This window comes from Celeribacter marinus (genome assembly GCF_001308265.1).
GTDB classification, from domain to species: Bacteria; Pseudomonadota; Alphaproteobacteria; order Rhodobacterales; family Rhodobacteraceae; genus Celeribacter; species Celeribacter marinus.
This window is the reverse complement of sequence record NZ_CP012023.1, coordinates 1141018-1158430: the sequence shown is the minus strand read 5'-3', so window position 1 is coordinate 1158430 and position 17413 is coordinate 1141018. Positions and strand designations below refer to the sequence as shown.

15 protein-coding genes are annotated in these 17413 nt (G+C 56.2%); 9 read left to right on the top strand and 6 right to left on the bottom strand.

Translation table 11 applies throughout. The features are described from left to right. Positions 1 to 51: 51 nt before the first annotated feature. The 8 genes from IMCC12053_RS05615 to IMCC12053_RS05580 all read left to right on the top strand — a co-directional run bounded on the left by IMCC12053_RS05615 (position 52) and on the right by IMCC12053_RS05580 (position 7567). Positions 52 to 1488, top strand: coding sequence for an FAD-linked oxidase C-terminal domain-containing protein (locus tag IMCC12053_RS05615; RefSeq protein WP_062216538.1), 1437 nt, complete (start codon positions 52 to 54; stop codon positions 1486 to 1488). After that, complete coding sequence (locus tag IMCC12053_RS05610; protein ID WP_062216536.1) at positions 1485 to 2624, top strand: FAD-binding protein; 1140 nt, start codon at positions 1485 to 1487, stop codon at positions 2622 to 2624. Before IMCC12053_RS05615 ends, IMCC12053_RS05610 begins: the two co-directional genes overlap by 4 nt. After that, a complete protein-coding gene (gene glcF, locus IMCC12053_RS05605; protein WP_062216534.1) occupies positions 2624 to 3925 on the top strand; it encodes a glycolate oxidase subunit GlcF in 1302 nt (433 codons plus the stop codon). Before IMCC12053_RS05610 ends, glcF begins: the two co-directional genes overlap by 1 nt. Positions 3926 to 3980: 55 nt before the next feature. After that, entirely contained in the window at positions 3981 to 4790 is an 810-nt protein-coding gene (locus IMCC12053_RS05600) for a trypsin-like serine peptidase (RefSeq protein ID WP_062216532.1), read from the top strand. A gap of 129 nt (positions 4791 to 4919) precedes the next feature. Continuing rightward, positions 4920 to 6149, top strand: coding sequence for an aminotransferase-like domain-containing protein (locus IMCC12053_RS05595; protein ID WP_062216530.1), 1230 nt, complete (start codon positions 4920 to 4922; stop codon positions 6147 to 6149). A gap of 78 nt (positions 6150 to 6227) precedes the next feature. Then, positions 6228 to 6494, top strand: coding sequence for a hypothetical protein (locus tag IMCC12053_RS05590; RefSeq protein ID WP_062216529.1), 267 nt, complete (start codon positions 6228 to 6230; stop codon positions 6492 to 6494). A 12-nt stretch (positions 6495 to 6506) separates the two neighbouring features. After that, the gene (locus tag IMCC12053_RS05585) at positions 6507 to 7145 is read left to right on the top strand and encodes a DUF1523 family protein (RefSeq protein WP_062216527.1); all 639 of its coding nucleotides are present in this window, start codon (positions 6507 to 6509) and stop codon (positions 7143 to 7145) included. 89 nt (positions 7146 to 7234) lie between these two features. Further along, positions 7235 to 7567 carry a hypothetical protein gene (locus IMCC12053_RS05580; protein ID WP_062216526.1) on the top strand — a complete coding sequence of 111 codons (333 nt, stop codon included), beginning with the start codon at positions 7235 to 7237 and terminating at the stop codon, positions 7565 to 7567. Positions 7568 to 7576: 9 nt separating this feature from the next. On the opposite strand, the gene IMCC12053_RS05575 is transcribed toward IMCC12053_RS05580, so the two are convergent. The 6 genes from IMCC12053_RS05575 to IMCC12053_RS05550 all read right to left on the bottom strand — a co-directional run bounded on the left by IMCC12053_RS05575 (position 7577) and on the right by IMCC12053_RS05550 (position 16090). Beyond that, positions 7577 to 9910, bottom strand: coding sequence for an aldehyde dehydrogenase family protein (locus IMCC12053_RS05575; protein WP_062216523.1), 2334 nt, complete (start codon positions 9908 to 9910; stop codon positions 7577 to 7579). Between the two features lie 22 nt (positions 9911 to 9932). Continuing rightward, positions 9933 to 10946, bottom strand: a complete 1014-nt coding sequence (deoC, locus tag IMCC12053_RS05570; protein WP_062216521.1) for a deoxyribose-phosphate aldolase — start codon at positions 10944 to 10946, stop codon at positions 9933 to 9935. A 69-nt stretch (positions 10947 to 11015) separates the two neighbouring features. Then, positions 11016 to 11858 (bottom strand): AraC family transcriptional regulator, encoded by an 843-nt coding sequence (locus tag IMCC12053_RS05565; RefSeq protein ID WP_062216519.1) that lies wholly within the window; start codon positions 11856 to 11858, stop codon positions 11016 to 11018. 69 nt (positions 11859 to 11927) lie between these two features. Then, the gene (locus IMCC12053_RS05560; RefSeq protein ID WP_062216517.1) at positions 11928 to 12839 is read right to left on the bottom strand and encodes a hypothetical protein; all 912 of its coding nucleotides are present in this window, start codon (positions 12837 to 12839) and stop codon (positions 11928 to 11930) included. A gap of 25 nt (positions 12840 to 12864) precedes the next feature. After that, positions 12865 to 15087 (bottom strand): glycosyltransferase family 2 protein, encoded by a 2223-nt coding sequence (locus tag IMCC12053_RS15565; RefSeq protein WP_082389045.1) that lies wholly within the window; start codon positions 15085 to 15087, stop codon positions 12865 to 12867. Then, entirely contained in the window at positions 15080 to 16090 is a 1011-nt protein-coding gene (locus tag IMCC12053_RS05550) for a glycosyltransferase family 2 protein (protein WP_074906133.1), read from the bottom strand. Before IMCC12053_RS05550 ends, IMCC12053_RS15565 begins: the two co-directional genes overlap by 8 nt. Before the next feature lie 248 nt (positions 16091 to 16338). On the opposite strand from IMCC12053_RS05550, the gene IMCC12053_RS05545 reads away from it, so the two are divergent. Continuing rightward, the gene (locus IMCC12053_RS05545; RefSeq protein ID WP_062216513.1) at positions 16339 to 17352 is read left to right on the top strand and encodes a glycosyltransferase family 32 protein; all 1014 of its coding nucleotides are present in this window, start codon (positions 16339 to 16341) and stop codon (positions 17350 to 17352) included. The last annotated feature ends 61 nt before the right edge of the window (positions 17353 to 17413 follow it).

The window sequence follows — 17413 nt, the reverse complement described above, 5'->3', positions numbered from 1 at the left end:
GGTTATAAAAACTTACCAATCAATTGACCTAAACATGTGCGGAGCCGATCCATGGATATGCCGATCCCCAATGCAGACGTGCTTGCACGCAAGCCTGAACTGGTCACGCGCCTTCGCGCCGTATTGCCCGATAGCGCAGTGATTGACGCTCCCGAAGAAGTCCTCGCCTATGAATGTGATGCGCTGACGGCCTATAAATGCGCGCCCTTGGTCGCGGTTTTGCCGCGTACCACGCAAGAGGTGTCCGACATCATGCGGATTTGCCATGACATGGGGGTGCCTGTGGTTCCGCGTGGGGCGGGGACGTCTTTGGCGGGAGGGTCGCTGCCAACGGCGGACGCAGTGATTTTAGGTGTGGCGAGACTGCGCGAGGTCATGGAAATCGACTATTCCAACAGGTTCATTCGCGTTCAAACGGGCATGACCAACCTAAGCGTCACAGGCGCAGTTGAAGGCGAGGGGTTCTTTTACGCTCCCGACCCGTCCAGCCAGTTGGCCTGTGCCATTGCCGGTAACATTGCAATGAACTCTGGTGGTGCGCATTGTTTGAAATATGGCGTGACAACAAACAATCTGTTGGGCGTCACAATGGTTTTGGCTGATGGCGAGATTGTCGAGATCGGCGGCGCATATAGCGATCCGGCGGGGTTTGATCTCCTCGGCTTGATTTGTGGGTCTGAGGGACAACTTGGTGTTGTGACCGAGGCTACGTTGCGCATTCTGCCCAAACCCGAAGGGGCGCGCCCTGTCTTGATGGGATTTGACAGCAACGAAGTGGCGGGGGCTTGTGTGGCCGATATCATCCGCGCGGGCCTCAACCCCGTGGCTATCGAGTTTATGGATCGCCCTATTATTGTTGCAACCGAGGCCTTTGCAAAAGCGGGCTACCCTGATTGTGAAGCATTGTTGATCATTGAGGTCGAGGGATCGGATCAGGAAATGACGGATCAGCTGGCGCGTATTATCGAGATTGCCAAGCGCCACAACCCCGTTGAAATCCGCGAAAGTCAAAGTGCGGAGGAGGCGGCGCGCATTTGGCTTGGGCGTAAATCCGCATTTGGTGCGATGGGGCAGATGGGCGATTACCTTTGTCTTGATGGTACAATTCCGGTGGGTGAATTGCCGACTGTTTTGCGGCGCATCGCGGAATTATCCGACGAGTACGGGCATCTGGTTGGAAACGTCTTTCACGCCGGAGATGGGAACATGCATCCGCTGATCGTGTTCAATGCGAACGAAGCGGGGCAACTGGAAAGTGCCGAGGCGCTCGGCGCGGAAATTCTCAAACTCTGTGTGGATGTGGGCGGGTGCTTGACCGGTGAGCACGGGGTCGGAGTTGAAAAACGTGATCTTATGACACACCAATTCGCCCCCGCTGATCTCGCGGCGCAAATGGACGTAAAGGACGTGTTCGATCCCGCATGGATTTTGAACCCGGCCAAGGTCTTTCCGCTCGCGGTGTCACAAGATCGCAGGACGGGCGCATGAGTATTTTAGCAAGGCGCAATCCAAACTTCGCGGCGTGGCAAACAGAAACGGCGCAGACCATTTGCGACAGCGGGCCGTTTGTTCCGCGTGGTGGTGCGACAAGTATGTTGGGCTTGGCACAGGGCACGGCGCTACCGGCGCACGGCGAGGCGTGGGATTATGATCCGGCGGCGCTCACGCTTACGGTCGCTGCGGGTGTCCCCGTGGCGCAGGTCGATGAGATGCTTCGGCAAGAAAAACAACGCCTCGCGTTCGAGCCGCCTGCGTTTGGCGCGCTTTTGGGCCGCACCGGCGTGCCGACCATTGGCGGGGTTATTGCGGGCAATCTTTCTGGCCCGCGCCGCGTGGGTGTTGGCGCGTGCCGTGATTTTTGCCTTGGCGTGGGGATCATCGACGGGCGTGGTCGCATCATTAAAAATGGCGGGCGCGTGATGAAGAACGTCACAGGGCTTGATCTGGTCAAGCTGATGGCGGGCAGTCATGGCGCGCTTGGCCTGATCACAGACGTGAGCCTAAAGGTACAGCCAATCCCAGAGGTAAGTGCGACACTGGTCGTCGAGGGTCTCACCGACCCTCAGGCCGTAGCTGCCCTGTCGAGGGCGCTTGGCACGCCGTTCGATGTCACGGGAGCGGCACATCTAAGGGAGGCGCAAGACGGGACGCCTGCGCGCACGCTTGTGCGTCTTGAGGGGTTCGAAAGCTCGGTCGCGTATCGGATGAGCGCGCTGCAAGCCGCGCTTGCGGGGTTCGGTGATAGTGGTGTCGAATGGGATGAGACCGCGAACCGCGACATTTGGGCCAATATCAAAGACGTAGCGCGCTTTCATTCGGTTGCGGGTGATGTCTGGCGGGTCGCGGTCAAACCGTCTGATGCGCCTGCGTTGGTCGAGGCAGTCCAGCCGTTGGACGCAATCTATGATTGGGGCGGCGGACGTGTTTGGATGCTGACCGACGAGGGAACGGACCCACGCCCTCACATCGGTGCGGGCCACGCGACACTTGTGCGGGCAAGTGATGAAACCAAGCGAGCCCTTGGTGTTTTCCATCCCGAACATACGATCGTGGCCAAGCTATCTGACGGGTTGCGCCAAAAGTTCGACCCAGACCAAAAATTCAATCGCGGGATGATGCGCTGATGCAAACCAACTTTACGCCAGAGCAACTGACCGATCCAGCGATCGAGCGGGCCAATGAAATCTTGCGGTCTTGCGTGCATTGTGGATTTTGCACCGCCACATGTCCAACCTACGCGGTTTTGGGCGACGAGCTAGACAGTCCGCGCGGGCGGATCTACCTTATCAAGGATATGTTGGAAAATGACCGTCCGGCGGATGAAAAGACGGTGAAACATCTCGATAGATGCCTGTCGTGTCTGGCATGTATGACCACCTGTCCGTCTGGCGTGCATTACATGCACCTGATTGATCATGCGCGGGTACATGTCGAAAAGACCTACAAACGTCCGATGATGGACCGCTTGCTGCGTTGGACTTTGGCGCGGATTATCCCCTATCCCTCGCGGTTCCGGCTCGCACTTTTAGGCGCCAAAATTGGTAAGCCGTTTCGCCATTTGATCCCCGACCCGCGCCTAAAGGCAATGCTCGCAATGGCCCCTAAAGTCATTCCGCCCGTGTCTCGAAATGACGATGCGCAGGTATTTCCCGCTGTGGGGGAGCGCAAAAAACGAGTGGCGCTCATGACGGGCTGTGCGCAAAAGGCGCTTGATACCGATATCAATGATGCAACGATCAGGCTTTTGACGCGGTTGGGCTGCGATGTTGTTGTCGCTAAGGGGGCGGGATGTTGTGGCGCGCTGACCCACCACATGGGCAAAGAAAGCATGTCGCATGCCTCAGCGGCCAAGAACATCACCGCATGGATGACAGAAGTCTACGGCGAAGGTTTGGACGCTGTAGTGATCAACGCTTCGGGATGTGGCACCACCGTTAAGGACTATGGCCATATGTTTCGCAACGATCCGCTCGCAGCGGATGCGGCGACGATTGCAGGACTCGCAAAGGACGTATCAGAGGTTTTGATGACCCTTGATCTTGCCGCGCATTGTGACACGCCTAAGGACATGAAGGTCGCATATCATGCGGCCTGTTCGCTCCAGCACGGACAACAGATCAAGACCTATCCAAAAGACCTTCTTAAACAAGCAGGATTCGCCGTCACCGAGCCTCGTGATTCGCATCTTTGTTGCGGATCTGCGGGTACCTACAACCTTTTGCAGCCCGAAATTTCGCAAAATCTGAAGGAACGGAAAATAAATACGCTCTCGGAGAAGACCCCAGATGTTGTGGCGACTGGCAATATCGGCTGCATGATGCAGTTGGGTGGGGGCATGAATGTGCCTGTTGTGCATACTGTTGAGCTACTGGATTGGGCAACAGGTGGACCAAAACCGCCCAAAATGTTCTCGGATCTGACATAATCGCGCCAAAATGGCTCAGTAGAGCTAAGTCCAAGTAGGACATGGGGACGACCGAATGTTGAGATTTCTGACAATCCTTGCCTTGGCTTTGCTTGCCGGCCAGGCACATGCGGATAGCCAGCTAAAGAGATTCAAGACTGTCGATGACAGTCGGGGCTGGGAAGCTGTTGGACGTCTTGATTTTGCGGGCGAGAGTTTTTGCACGGGCGCACTGATTACGCCGTCTTTGGTTCTCACGGCGGCGCATTGCCTGTTTGATATCAAGACCCAGCAGCGACACGATCCATCCGTTATGACGTTTCGTGCAGGGTTTCGGAATGGACATGCGCAAGCCTACCGCAATGTGCGCCGCGCCATTGTCCATCCAGAATTTTCGATCAATGCGGCCAATAAAAAGGGGCGTTTGACCCGCGATATCGCACTTATCGAATTAGACCGCCCTGTGCGTGACGGAACTGTCATTCCGTTTGACATTGCCTCGTCTGCCCAAAATGGTCAGCAGGTTGGTGTGGTCTCTTATGCGCGCTACCGATCCCAAGCCGCATCTCTGCAAGAAACATGTAGTGTTCTGGCTAAACAGGGCGGCGTTCTCGTCACATCATGTGATGTTGATTTCGGCTCCTCAGGGGCGCCGATTTTTTCAATGACCCAAGGCCGCCCAAAGATTGTATCAGTGGTTTCTGCCAAGGCGCAGTTTCAGGGGCGCAAAGTGTCGGTGGGCACCGAGCTTGAGGGGCAATTGGACCGGTTGATGGCACTGGCACAGAGTGACAAACGGTTCTTTAAAAAGGTAGAGGCCGACATTCCCGCCGACAGTTTGGATGGTTTGACGGACACGACATATGTCGTTGGCACGCTAGATTAGAGCATATCCCATTTCGCCCCCGAACGTTACGCCTCATGACGCCAATACTGCGCCCTTGATTTTTATGTCAGCTATATTGACTTAAATGCCGAACTGCGCGACATATCTTGCCAAACAGGGAGGTGCGTTATGTCGTTAGATCATCTATTCGCCAATCGGACGTCTCGCATGTCCGCGTCCGAAATTCGCGAATTGCTCAAGCTGCTCGATCAGCCTGACATCATTTCTTTTGCCGGTGGCATCCCCGACCCTGCATATTTTCCGCGCGCGGCCTTTGCGGATGCGATGACGGTGGCACTCTCGGAACAGTCGGCGGGGGTCGCCCTGCAATACTCGACATCTGAGGGCTACACGCCCCTGCGCGATTGGATTGCGGCGCATATGGCGACCCTCGGGGTGCCATGCTCGCGCGACAACATCTTGATCACCGCAGGTTCGCAGCAGGCGCTCGACTATCTGGGGAAACTCCTGATTGATAAGGGGGACACCGCTTTGGTCGGGTGGCCCACATACCTTGGAGCGCTGGGCGCATTCAATGCGTATGAGCCACGTTATGACCGCCTTGATCCATCCGACAATCGAGCGCCCGAACAAATCGCTCTTGAGGCGGCTGAGGCGGGGGGGCGCGTGAAATTCGCCTATCTGTCACCAGACTTTGCCAACCCGACAGGGATCACACTTACACAACAAGAGCGCCGTACCGTTTTAGCCCGTGCAGACGCTTTGGATTGCGCCGTGATCGAAGATGCGGCTTATCAGTCTTTGCGGTACGATGGTGAGGCTCTGCCCTCCATATTGGCCATGGAAATTGAACAAACGGGCGATATCGAAGCGTGCCGCACAATTTATTTGGGTTCGTTTTCCAAGACGCTGGCACCCGGATTGCGTGTGGGTTGGGTTGTCGCGGCAAAGCCCGTGATCTCACAGCTTGTTTTGACCAAACAGGCGGCCGATCTGCAAACCGCGACGATCAACCAAATGGCGGTGGCGCATGTTGCCGAAGCCGTATTTGACACGCATGTAGAGACCTTGCGCGCGGTGTATGGCAAGCGCATGCACGCAATGTTGGACGCATTGTCCGCCAATATGCCTACGGGCGTGACATGGATCGAGCCTGAGGGCGGGATGTTTGTATGGGTGACGTTGCCAAACGGGATGGATGCCAAGGCATTGTTGCAAGACGCATTGGCGGCAAATGTCGCGTTTGTACCGGGGGGCGCGTTTTATGCGGACGGGTCCAATGCCAATACGCTACGCCTCAATTTCTCAATGTCGTCGGAGGCCAAGATCATTGAGGGAATTGCGCGTCTTGGCGCGGTGATTTGCACAGCGATGGGAGAGGTTTCTCCACGCGCATAGTGCTGTCGTCGGTATTGGCCTCGCACTTTTTGCACATGCGGCGTAGAATGCCCGAGAGGTCGTTAAGGGGTATGTGACATGCTTGGTTTCTTTCGTTTGTTCTTGTTCGGGTTTGCGGGACTAACCGTGTTGTACCTGTTGCTCACAATCTACAATCGTTCGCTGACACGTGAACGGTTAGAGGATGAATGGGCCGAAGAGGGTGAAATCGGCGACCGAGATGCTTATGTCGAGGCTGGGTTAGAGGCCTATAAAACCTCCTTTCGGCCAAAGCTTTTGCTCTTGGTCTACATTCTGCCGTTGATCGCGTTTTGTGCGATCTTCTTTATTACGAACTTTATGTGAGGCTTGCCGCCAATGCGCTACGTTAAATGGACTTTTGTTACTCTTTTGGTGCTCTTTGTGGGCGGCTTTTTTCATTATATTTTACCACAGCATGACATCGTACGGATCGTAAACACCTATGAGGAACGTCAGGATCTGACGGGGTGGACGACGATGTTCTGGCAAGCGCCCGACAATGGCTCCACCACCACCCAAGCTCGCGATGTCCAGTTTATCCAAGCGGTTTACCCCGATGGTGACACCATGGTGTACCGCAATGAGGACACGGGATGGGGATGGCCGCCGTATTTCAAATTCGACACGGCGAACCTCTACACCGAAGCGAATGACGCGATCTCGACCAAGGCGGCCCCCGAATGGTATTCGGTGACGCATTACGGATGGCGCAACGAAATCCTGTCGATCTTTCCAAACGCGATTGCGTTCAAAGCGGTCGAGGGACCCGATGCCCGTATGACGCCGTGGTTTAACATCGTGTTCCTGACCTTCTTTGCAGCCGTGCTTTTGCTCATTCGCCGTATGTGGTTGCAGTTTCGCGAACGCACGATTGACCCGCTTGTCGAGGATGTGGATGAGGCATGGGATGAGGCCAGCGCGCGCACACGCAACACGGCGCGTGGCATAAAAGGGTGGTTCAGCAAAAAACGCTGAGCCGCCGACCTAACCCTAAAGGGCTTCAGATCAAAGCCGCCTTTGACCGCCTGTGTTAAGCTTAAGCGCACGCGAAAAAGGAGCATTTGATGACCCATTCAATTCACACCCTGTCCGTTACGGCCCTTGTCACTGTGGGCGCACTCATCGCGGCCCCTGCGGTCCCCTATTCGGGGGAGACGTTTGTGACCTGTAACCTCAATCCCGATGGCGACAATTTTCTCGCCTTGCGTGAATGCGGGTCGTCGAAATGCGACATGATCATGCGCTTGCCGCCCGACACATTTCTGGAGTCGATGAACCCCGCTGACGGGTCGCGGTGGCGCGAGGTGATCGTGCTCGACGGGCTACAAGACGACAGCTACGCAGGACCATCTGGATGGGTCTACGACAAATACATTTGCGCTGTGAACTACCGCTGATCGTCTGGGTTAGCCCTCGCCGTAAGGCACCCAGATGGTTTTGATCTCGGTTGAGTGCGCAAGCCAGTCACGCGCAGGGTAGCTGCGGTTTTTGCCGTTGTTTACCCATGTGCGTTTGAGATTGCCCGCGCTTTCGCTCTCGATCGTGGCTGACAGATCGGCAGATGAGAACGACCAAACAGCGTCTACATCCATGTGCCCCGCCATTGGTTTGGCCAATTCGGAATGGCTGCCCGTAAGGATATTCACCACACCCGCAGGGACATCGGAGGTGTCGAGCACCTGATAGAAATCCGTTGCGGCAAGGGGATAGGCCTCGGACGCCACGGCCACCACGCGGTTGCCCATAGCAATGGCGGGGGCCATCACGTCGATCAGGCCGCCAAGCGGGCGATCATCACAAAACGCGCCAATCACCCCCACGGGGTCTTTCATGGCGAGCGCCACGCCGCGCATCGGCACGGGTTTGGCCGCACTGTCGTATTTGTCACACCATGCCGCGTAGGTGAACAGCGTCGAAATGGCGTCGTCGACTTCGGCCTGTGCTTTGCCACTTGGCGTACCTGTGAGGGCCGAAATCCGTGCAGAAAATTCGTCACTGCGGGCAGATAGGTTTTCACCGATGTAATACAGGATTTGCGCGCGCAGGTGAGCGGTGGCTTTGCTCCATCCTTTTGCGGCGTGCGCGGCCTCAACGGCGTTGCGCACATCCTTGCGGCTCGCCAATGAGGCGTGGCCAAGCAATTTGCCTTTGGGCGAGAATACCGCCTCGGAGTAGCCGCTATCGGGGCGTGATTGTTTGCCGCCGATGTAGAGTTTGGAGGTGCGGTCAAGGTCGAGCACGGCCACGGCATCGGGTTTAAGATGCTTGGTCGCGGGTTTGATCGTCACGGCTTTTCCGGTGGGTTTGGTATAGGCCAACATGCCTTCCCATCCGCCCTCGCGGCCAAATCCGCTTTCGCGTACGCCGCCAAATCCGGCCGCTGCATCGAACATATTAGCGCCGTTGATCCAGACCACCCCTGCGACCAGTTTGGGCGCAATGTCGAGCGCGAGGTTGATGTTTTCGGACCACACGGACGCGGCCAAGCCGTAGCGCGTATCATTAGCGACTTGCACGGCCTCAGCGGGGGTGCGGAAGGTGGTCGAGACCAAAACCGGTCCGAATATTTCTTCCTGCATCAGCATGGACGACCCGTGCAATCCCGTTACCAATGTGGGTGGATAATAACAGCCCTCAGGGGCAGGGCAGGGTTGATGCACCGTGCCCTCCGCGCCGCCCGTTTCCATCAGCGTTTTGATGCGGTCAAGCTGTACCGGATCGACGATAGCTCCCACATCGATGCATTTATCAAGCGGGTTGCCGATGCGCAGTTTGGACATGCGTTCGATCAGGCGGCGGTGGAAGTCATCCGCGATGCCCTCTTGCACCAAAAGGCGCGATCCGGCGCAGCACACCTGTCCTTGGTTGAAAAAGATCGCGTCGACCAAGCCCTCGATGGCGCTGTCCATGTCGGCGTCTTCGAACACGATATACGGGGATTTCCCGCCCAATTCCAACGTGAGCGATTTTCCCGTTCCCGCAGTGGCGGCACGGATTGCCCGCCCGACACCGGTTGATCCGGTAAACGCGATTTTGTCCACGTCAGAGGTGACCAAAGCCGCCCCCGTATCGCCATCGCCCGTAACGATGTTGACCACGCCCTTTGGCAGGCCCGCTTCGGTGCAGATCTCGGCGAAAACCATTGCGGTGAGCGATGTAAATTCAGCGGGTTTGAGCACAACGGTGTTGCCCGCCGCAATCGCGGGGGCGATTTTCCATGCGAGCATCAACAGCGGGAAATTCCACGGGATGATCTGACCACACACGCCAAGCGCTTCGCGGTCACGCATTTCGTCATCCATCAGTTGGGCGATACCTGCGTGATAGTAGAAATGTCGCGCGACCAGCGGGATGTCGACATCGCGGGCCTCGCGGATCGGCTTGCCGTTATCCAGTGTCTCCATGACCGACAACAGGCGCGCATGTTTTTGCACAAGCCGCGCGATGGCATAGAGGAACTTTGCGCGTTTATGCCCGCCCAGTTTCGCCCATTTGGGTTGGGCCTTGCGTGCGGCGGCCACGGCGGTGGCAACCTCGTCGGGGGTGGATTTGGTCAGACCCGCGAGGCGTTCGCCCGTAGCGGGGTTCATCACGTCAATATCGGCGCGCAATGGCCCCCATGTGCCGTCCACATAGTTGCCCGCGATCCCGCCGCGCGCCTCTAGCCACGCAAGCGCTTCGCCCGCACTTTCAGGAGCAGTACCATAGTCCATCGTCTCGAAGATATCTTTAACGGTCATTTCGTTTATCCTTCTGGCGGGCTTACCCGATTGGGTGACGCCAAGCGGCGGAATAGTGGCCTGTCACGTGGTGCTCAAGTTGACGTTCGATATCGCCCAAAAGCGAGGACGCGCCAAAGCGGAACAGGTGGGGCGAGAGCCAGTGATTGCCCAACTCTTCTTTGATCAAGGACAGGTAGACGAGTGCGTCCTTGGCCTTGGAAATGCCGCCTGCGGGTTTGTAGCCAACGCGAAAGCCCGTGCGCGCGTGATAGTCGCGGATGGTGCGGATCATGGTGAGCGAGACGGGGAGGGTGGCGTTCACGCTTTCTTTGCCTGTCGACGTCTTGATGAAATCGGCCCCTGCCATCATGCACACATAGGAGGCACGGGCGACATTGCGCAGCGAGCCAAGTTCACCCGTAGCCAAAATCGCTTTGACGTGGGCCTCGCCGCACGCGGCGCGAAAGGCGCGCATTTCATCATACAGGGCTTGCCAGTTGCCGGTAAGGACGTGTCGGCGCGAGATCACGATGTCGATCTCTTTAGCCCCTGCTTTTACACTTTCTTCGATTTCTTTGACCCGTAGGTGAAACGGCGATAACCCCGCTGGAAAGCCCGTTGAGACTGCGGCTACTGGAATGCCCGTCCCACTCAACGCCTCAACGGCAGTCTCAACCATATCGTGGTACACACAGATCGCGCCTGTTGTAATGGGGGTCATGCCCAAGGCTTCCATGATGTCCGCGCGCACCGGATGCGCGGCCTTGGCGCATAGCCGCTTTACGCGGCCTGCGGTGTCGTCACCCGATAGCGTTGTTAGGTCGATCATGGTGATGGCTTTTAAAAGCCATGCCGCCTGATGGTCTTTCTTGACGCTCCTGCGCCCAGGCAACGTGGCGCATCGCCGCTCAATGGCGGATGTATTGGCCTGAACGGCGCGCACCCAATCCAGATCCAAATCCATCCCCGCATTGCGCGGTTCATGGATCTGCGGCAGATGCGCAGTCGTGGGCTGCGCCTCATTGAGCGAGGGAGAGGTCTGTGTAGCGGTCATCGGGTGATCCTTCTTTCCGCGTTAAATCTGACAGGTCTTTGTGGCAAAGGCAAGAATTTGACCTCTTGGTCAAACGGGTTGCACGACACCTTTTTGGTTTTTCTCGCGGTATCGACGTGGCGTCATGGAAAACCGCGCCAGAAACAGGCGGTGAAAGTGGCTCATATTCGAAATGCCAAGGGTCTGCGCGATGTCTGCTAACGTATCGGGCGTGCCCGTCAAAAGACGTGAAGCATGATGCATTCTGCGCGCGTTCATATAGTCGGAGGGTGTCATGCCAAAGTGCTTTTGCATGGAACGCGACACATGGGCATGCGATTTCCCTGTCATAGCAACAAGCCCCGCAGCACCATCGCGCAAAACCTCAAAATCATCTGCAACCACCAGCGCGGATTGAAGCCACGCAGGAAGGCCGTCCGCGGCCGCCTTTGTTTCGTTCAATAGCTCAGCGATGAGAGGCAGTAAAAATGCCTCAAGGTGCAAGGTGGTGCGTGGTGCAGCCTCAAGGGATATTGCCGCTGTCGATATGCGCGAGAGAGCACGGATGCCACGATGAATACGAACAGGCGCAGCGCTTGGTGCCGCAAAAAACTGGCCCGCTCGGGAATAGCGTGCGAGGAGGGCACCGATTTCAGTTGCGGGGATGATGATATTGACCAAATGGCAGTCGTCACCGACCCCTTGCAGCCCATGGGGCGTATCGGGAGGGATGAACGTCAAATCGCCCTCGATCAACGTGCATTTGCGTCCATTCAAAATTAGACGCGCCTTACCATTCACGAGCCAACAGATTTCGTGGTAATCTTGGGTGTGCAGCGTTTTGGGGCGCGCGCGGCCTAGCACCACGCGGGAGATGTGGCATGCGGCCCCCTGTTCTAAGATTTCTGCGTGACGAAGGGTTATATCAGTCATGCAAAGTGATTAGCATGCTTTGCATCTCAAACTAGCATTTAGTTTTATTATCAGCGCTATTTGTGCCCTTTATTGATCTGCACCAAGTGTATCCGTTGCATGAACAGGCTGTAGCACAGTGACGCCTGACCGCTTTGACAGCGCGGCGATATCGTCGTCGTAGCCGGCTGTAATTTCGGCAAGATCGTCGTGCGTCCACCCAGGAATACCACCTGCTGGACCGACAGTCTTGACCTGTTCGTATTTGTCGAGAAAGGCGAGCGACACGCGTTCCAGCGCGGCCTGAGACGCTGGCGTGAATTTTTTGGCATAAGCAGTAAGACGTTCTCCGCCTTCTTTGGACAGCATGTCACGGACAGCTGTGAGGGGGCCGCGCACGGCCACGTCATCGTTTAAATCGCCAAGGTGGCGCAAAATCCGCTCCCAAATAAGCGGCGCGTCCTCCTCGGTCCAGATGGTTAACGGGACATGTGGTGCGGCCTCTTGAATGCGGTCTATGCACGGCATCCATGATACGTCGGGCGCGGGGATGTTGGTGGCAAACCAGTTTGCATGACCTGCTGCATGACCGTTGTCTAGGACGCTTCCAATCAGGGTGGCGGGGTTTATGATCGACATAGAAACGTGAAGGTCCGCAGCGTTAAACACATTTGAAATCTGGCGCACACGATCGGCCAAGCCCGCATATAGCATGCGATCTTCAAAGGCGCTCTCTAACGGTCCACACCATTGCTCATCGACCATGACGAGGCCGGTTGTGCTTTCATCTCCCGCCAAACGAGTCAGTAGAGCGCGACTTTCGTCGAGGGTAGCGGCCTGTCCATCCACGCGGTGCAGAAGATCATCAATTTGAGCGCGATAGTCGTCAACGTTCGGCGCAACCACGTTTTGGCGCTTGTACACGCGCTGATTGATGCGCACTGCCTGTGCCAAGCGTGGCGTGTTTGTAAAATGTACGCCGATGTGCAGATGGACTCTCATCTGTCAGTCTCCTTTTTCGTGCGCCTCAATGCGCCGTCTCGCCGCGTTCAACAGTAAAGAAAAACGCTGCGTCTAGGTCTTGGTCGATCAAATTGTCAGGCACGCATTGCGGACCCTTTAAAAAGACATTTGCGCCAAAATGCGAGTGCAAGCGGCTGAGTTTTTCGAGGCGCGGGCCAGACAATTCATCATAGAATTTAGTATAGGTTTCGGTGGCTCGCAGTTGGGCAATCTTGCTCGTGTGCGCCTCAACGCAGGCGTGGTGTTGGGCGGCAATTTCGGGATCTCCGAGGAGGCGATCATATTCTGCACGCAGCTTTGGGATCATGCGTTGAATCGATGTTTCATGTTCAAAGTTGTTGTTCATCCGAAACCAGTAGGCCAGACCTTGGTCACGGTCCACGTGGTTGACCCGCCCTCTGTCACGTTTCACCAAAAAGCTCTCGGCAGAGCGCACGGCATAGTGATTGAGTTGAACCAGATCATAGCCGTAGGTGTCGGAGGTCGAACGCCACGCGTTGCGAAACTCTGTGCGGGGCATCGGCTTACCTGAGCCGTTGTACCACCGAATCTTGTCCCAGATTTGCGATTTTAACCCTTTGGGGCGGTGAACGCCAAACTTCTTGAACAGACCGATGTTTTTGAACAGGGTTTTGAATCCCCACGCTTGGTGCGGTTTATTGGCATGCTCAGGGGCTGCGCGGTCAAATTGCTCCAGTAAAAACTGATCTTGATAGCCGTGCACATCGGCGTTGCCAAATAGTCTCCACGTGCACGAGATTAGATTTGCATCGGGCAGCGCTGTGAACAGAGCGCTCATTGTCCCGTCACCAACTTTGACGTTTATAAATTCGTCGACATCCATCGAAATGGCCCAGTCGACCCCCGTCACGACATCTTCGTGTTCTGCGGCTTGCAAGGCGGCGTGCTGAGGTTTGAGGTCTGTGCCTTTAAACGGATTGTCGCGGTGCTGAACGTAGCCTTTTTCCTGTAGTAAATCGAGGAACACATCAGTGCCATCGGTACAATCGTTGGTATAGACCAAAAAGCCCTCAACCCCGATTGCGCGATGATAGGCGAGCCATTCAAGAATAAATGGTCCCTCGTTCTTCATGCAGGTCACAATTGCTACGGAGTTGTCGCCACGCGGGGGCGCGGCCACGGTTTCTTCGGGCATCAAAACGGGTTGATACCCCCATGCGCGCGTCGACAGATCAACCAGTGGGGCGTGCTCGATGAGAGACGATTTTGGGACAATTTTCGCGACTGACGGCGCGCGGTGGCGCAGGCCCATACAGCGATAAAACTCATACCCTGCTTTGGGATCGGCCCCGCCTACGCGGACCAAACGAAAGACCGCGCCAGAAGGTAGGCGTTTGGGTGCCGCGCACCACCGCGCGCGCCGCCTTGTTTCGTCGAACTGAATACAGATGTGGTCCGCAAATGCAGGCTCGTCGCCCTTGATCCGCCATGGGTAGGCCTGCCGCCCCAACAGTTGCACCACGCCGTTAGGTGCCGTTTGAGCGAGGTCAAACATCGTTAAGGTGCCAGTTTTAGGCACAAGGTCGTAGACTTCGATATTGGCGATACCGCGCGCCTCATTTAGATACTTCCGGCGCAGTAATTCGTAGATCAGGACATCGGCTAACGGCGCCGCCCATGCGTCTGGCTTTGGCTCGCTCATTCGGTCTTTGCCTGGTGCACCTGGCGTTGAGAATGGATGTGTTTCGGACGGGAGGGCCGCGTTGCCAAGAGGGGCGGTCGTGTGAATGTGCATGACCGCTAGGTCTGCGTCAATTTCGGCCAATCCGTCTTGTAGCTCTTGGGTAAAGGTCGCGTTTTGCGATTGGTCCGCGCGGTCGATAATGAGTGCGCCTGTTAGACCCTGATGAGTGACGTGAAACCGCAACCAGTCCAGAACTATTTTGGCGCTCTCGCCGTTGCGCGTTGCAAGAGCCACGTTGCGGCCGCGCATCAGGTCGGTATTCGGGTGCGATAGGGTGATCTCTTTTGGGGTGCCGTCAACGTCTAGCGTTATCGTGTGCGTTGGCGTTTGGCCTGTAATCCAAGGCGCATTCCCGACAGTTCTTACCTCTGCTTTGTTCAGCACCCTCTTTGCGACCTTGCCGGATAGCGTTGCAGTGTGGTGGAAAAACAAGTCCGTGGTGTCGCCCGACACAATCGCATCAAGCAAAATGATATCCCCAAAAACCTGAGCGTTTAGAGTATGTGCAACGTAGTCAGCCATCGGTGTTTTTGCTTTCCGCCTGCTTTAGCATCTCGATATGTGCCATGAACCGCGCGCCTGACGGCGGCACTGCGGTTGGCATGAGTTCACATTGCCAGAACAAATCGACGATCTCTTTGTCCTTTTTGAGGCGAGACAGGCGATCACGATGATAGGAAACGCAGATATCGTGCAACGTGTCGAACGCCGCCAACGCCGTGCGCGCACTGCGGCTTGCGTCAAGCATCGGTGCGATCCGTTTGTCCTCAACCGTATTAAAATTGCGCATGGCCCAATATCCCGCATCAACCGATTTTCGAACGTGATTTGGCAGGCCGCGGTCGGATTTGAGAATGAATTCCTCGACGGAGCGCACGGAATAATGGTTCAACCATGCGCGCTCCTCATTTTGCGGCACACCCAAAAGATGGATCAAACCCGCCATCGTGTTAAACTTCTCAGGCGCTTTTGCACCTGACGCGAACGCCCAAATGGCGTCTCCTTTGGGCCGGTGCACGCCAAGGCCGTCAAAGGCGTTGGGGCGGTGCAGGGATTTGAACAGATGCCCCAACGGGACGGGCATCCCGTTCGGGCCGGACCGTGTAAACCGCTCGGTCACAGGGCGATCAATCCATTCCGCGTGCCCGCCATTTCCAAACAGATGCCACCGCAGTGGCACAGCTTCGACCCCTTCGGGCAAGAGCGAGGCAAGGGTCGCCCCCTCCGTTAGAACGAGGTATTCGTCGGCGTCAAAAAACATTGCCATATCGGCGTCGCGGTAGACATGATGGTCCTGAAGCAGGCGCAACGCTTGCCATTGCACGGCCTTTCCCGCTTTCGGTGTGAACGGGAGGTGGGTGATGATCCCTGCCGCATCTAGCGCGTCCAGTAGCCGGTCTGATCCGTCAAGACAGTCGTGTGAGGCAATGAGAAAGTGCGAAAAGCCGTGGGCGCGGTGGTGAGCAATCCAATCAAGAAGCCACGGCCCCTCGTCGCGGACACATGTAATCCCAACTGTATTCAAAACCGCATCCACCTGTGTACTCTAACTGTGTGTTTTCTTGGTAATTTTGGTCTCATACGGACGTGTGGAAGTCAAGGAACCTCACTTTTTGCAAGGTCGGCATCTGGGACACTTTACCTGCACGGCGTGGCGCGGTAGCGTGATCAAAGCGTGTAGGCGGCTGTGCGCATAGGCCGTGTGGCGGGCGCGATAAAGTGTCCGAGTTGGTCACGTTTAACGAGGGCGCCGACGGCGCGAGGGGCAGTGTTATGACGGAGCGTCCAGAAATCGCATCCCTATGGATTGGCGGGAGACTAAGTTGGCTGGAACAACTGTGTCTGAAAAGCTTTGCGGACATGGGCCATCACATCACCCTGTATTCTTACGAGCCGATCCCAAATGTGCCAACGGGCGTTCATGTTGGCAATGCCGAGGACATATATCCCTCAACGCCGATGCTGCGTCATGCCCGCACAGGCAGTCCCGCGATCCATGCGGATATGTGGCGTCTGAACTTGCTCAAGAAGACAGATAAGATCTGGGTCGACGCAGACATGTATTGCTATCGGCCATTCGATGATCCGTCTGGTTTTGTCTTTGGCTGGGAAAAGCGGGGGCTTGTGTGCAACGCGGTTTTGGGATTGCCGCGCGACAGTGCCACGCTTGCGGCTTTGATTGGTTTTTTCAAAGATGAATATGCGATCGCCCCATGGTTGAAGCCGTGGCAGCAACGCGAGCTAGAGGCAGAGCGTGACGCGGGGCGCCCCGTTCACATGACCGCCCAGAATTGGGGATTTACTGGGCCTGCATCTGTGACGTATTTCTTGCAGCAGACAGGCGAGATTAAATACGCCCGCTCCGAAGCGGCCTTTTATCCGGTCAGCTATCCAGACAGGAACCACATGATTATCAGCCGCTTTGATGTTGAAGAGCGCTTTACTGATGAAACGCGGGGGGTGCACTTTTGGGCGCGCCGTATGAAACCGCGGCTTGAGGAGAAGGAAAACAATCGCCCGCGTCGCGGATCCTTCATGGATCGGTTGTTGGACAAGCACGAGATCGATCCCGAGGCCGCGCTCATCCTGCCCAAAGCCGTGAAATCGATTGAGCAACCCGCGCTCACCGATGCCAATTTTCGCGCCACGGTCGGGTTGGCGGCACTTAGATCAGACGCTTCTATGGATAAACTGTCGCGCGATTTTCTTGTTGATAAACAATTTATCAAAGACTGCCGCGATATCATCCTCTCAAATGCAGCGCAGCTTTTTGATGAGCGTAAGTAAATCAAAGTTATCGCGTAAAGCGCTGTAGGCTCTGAGTGGTGGCGTCGAAATAGGAACCGAG

Coding starts and splice junctions, on each gene's coding strand:
- IMCC12053_RS05615 (WP_062216538.1), top strand. CDS start 52: ATGGATATGCCGATCCCCAATGCAGACGTGCTTGCACGCAAGCCTGAA.
- IMCC12053_RS05610 (WP_062216536.1), top strand. CDS start 1,485: ATGAGTATTTTAGCAAGGCGCAATCCAAACTTCGCGGCGTGGCAAACA.
- glcF (WP_062216534.1), top strand. CDS start 2,624: ATGCAAACCAACTTTACGCCAGAGCAACTGACCGATCCAGCGATCGAG.
- IMCC12053_RS05600 (WP_062216532.1), top strand. CDS start 3,981: ATGTTGAGATTTCTGACAATCCTTGCCTTGGCTTTGCTTGCCGGCCAG.
- IMCC12053_RS05595 (WP_062216530.1), top strand. CDS start 4,920: ATGTCGTTAGATCATCTATTCGCCAATCGGACGTCTCGCATGTCCGCG.
- IMCC12053_RS05590 (WP_062216529.1), top strand. CDS start 6,228: ATGCTTGGTTTCTTTCGTTTGTTCTTGTTCGGGTTTGCGGGACTAACC.
- IMCC12053_RS05585 (WP_062216527.1), top strand. CDS start 6,507: ATGCGCTACGTTAAATGGACTTTTGTTACTCTTTTGGTGCTCTTTGTG.
- IMCC12053_RS05580 (WP_062216526.1), top strand. CDS start 7,235: ATGACCCATTCAATTCACACCCTGTCCGTTACGGCCCTTGTCACTGTG.
- IMCC12053_RS05575 (WP_062216523.1), bottom strand. CDS start 9,910: ATGACCGTTAAAGATATCTTCGAGACGATGGACTATGGTACTGCTCCT.
- deoC (WP_062216521.1), bottom strand. CDS start 10,946: ATGACCGCTACACAGACCTCTCCCTCGCTCAATGAGGCGCAGCCCACG.
- IMCC12053_RS05565 (WP_062216519.1), bottom strand. CDS start 11,858: ATGACTGATATAACCCTTCGTCACGCAGAAATCTTAGAACAGGGGGCC.
- IMCC12053_RS05560 (WP_062216517.1), bottom strand. CDS start 12,839: ATGAGAGTCCATCTGCACATCGGCGTACATTTTACAAACACGCCACGC.
- IMCC12053_RS15565 (WP_082389045.1), bottom strand. CDS start 15,087: ATGGCTGACTACGTTGCACATACTCTAAACGCTCAGGTTTTTGGGGAT.
- IMCC12053_RS05545 (WP_062216513.1), top strand. CDS start 16,339: ATGACGGAGCGTCCAGAAATCGCATCCCTATGGATTGGCGGGAGACTA.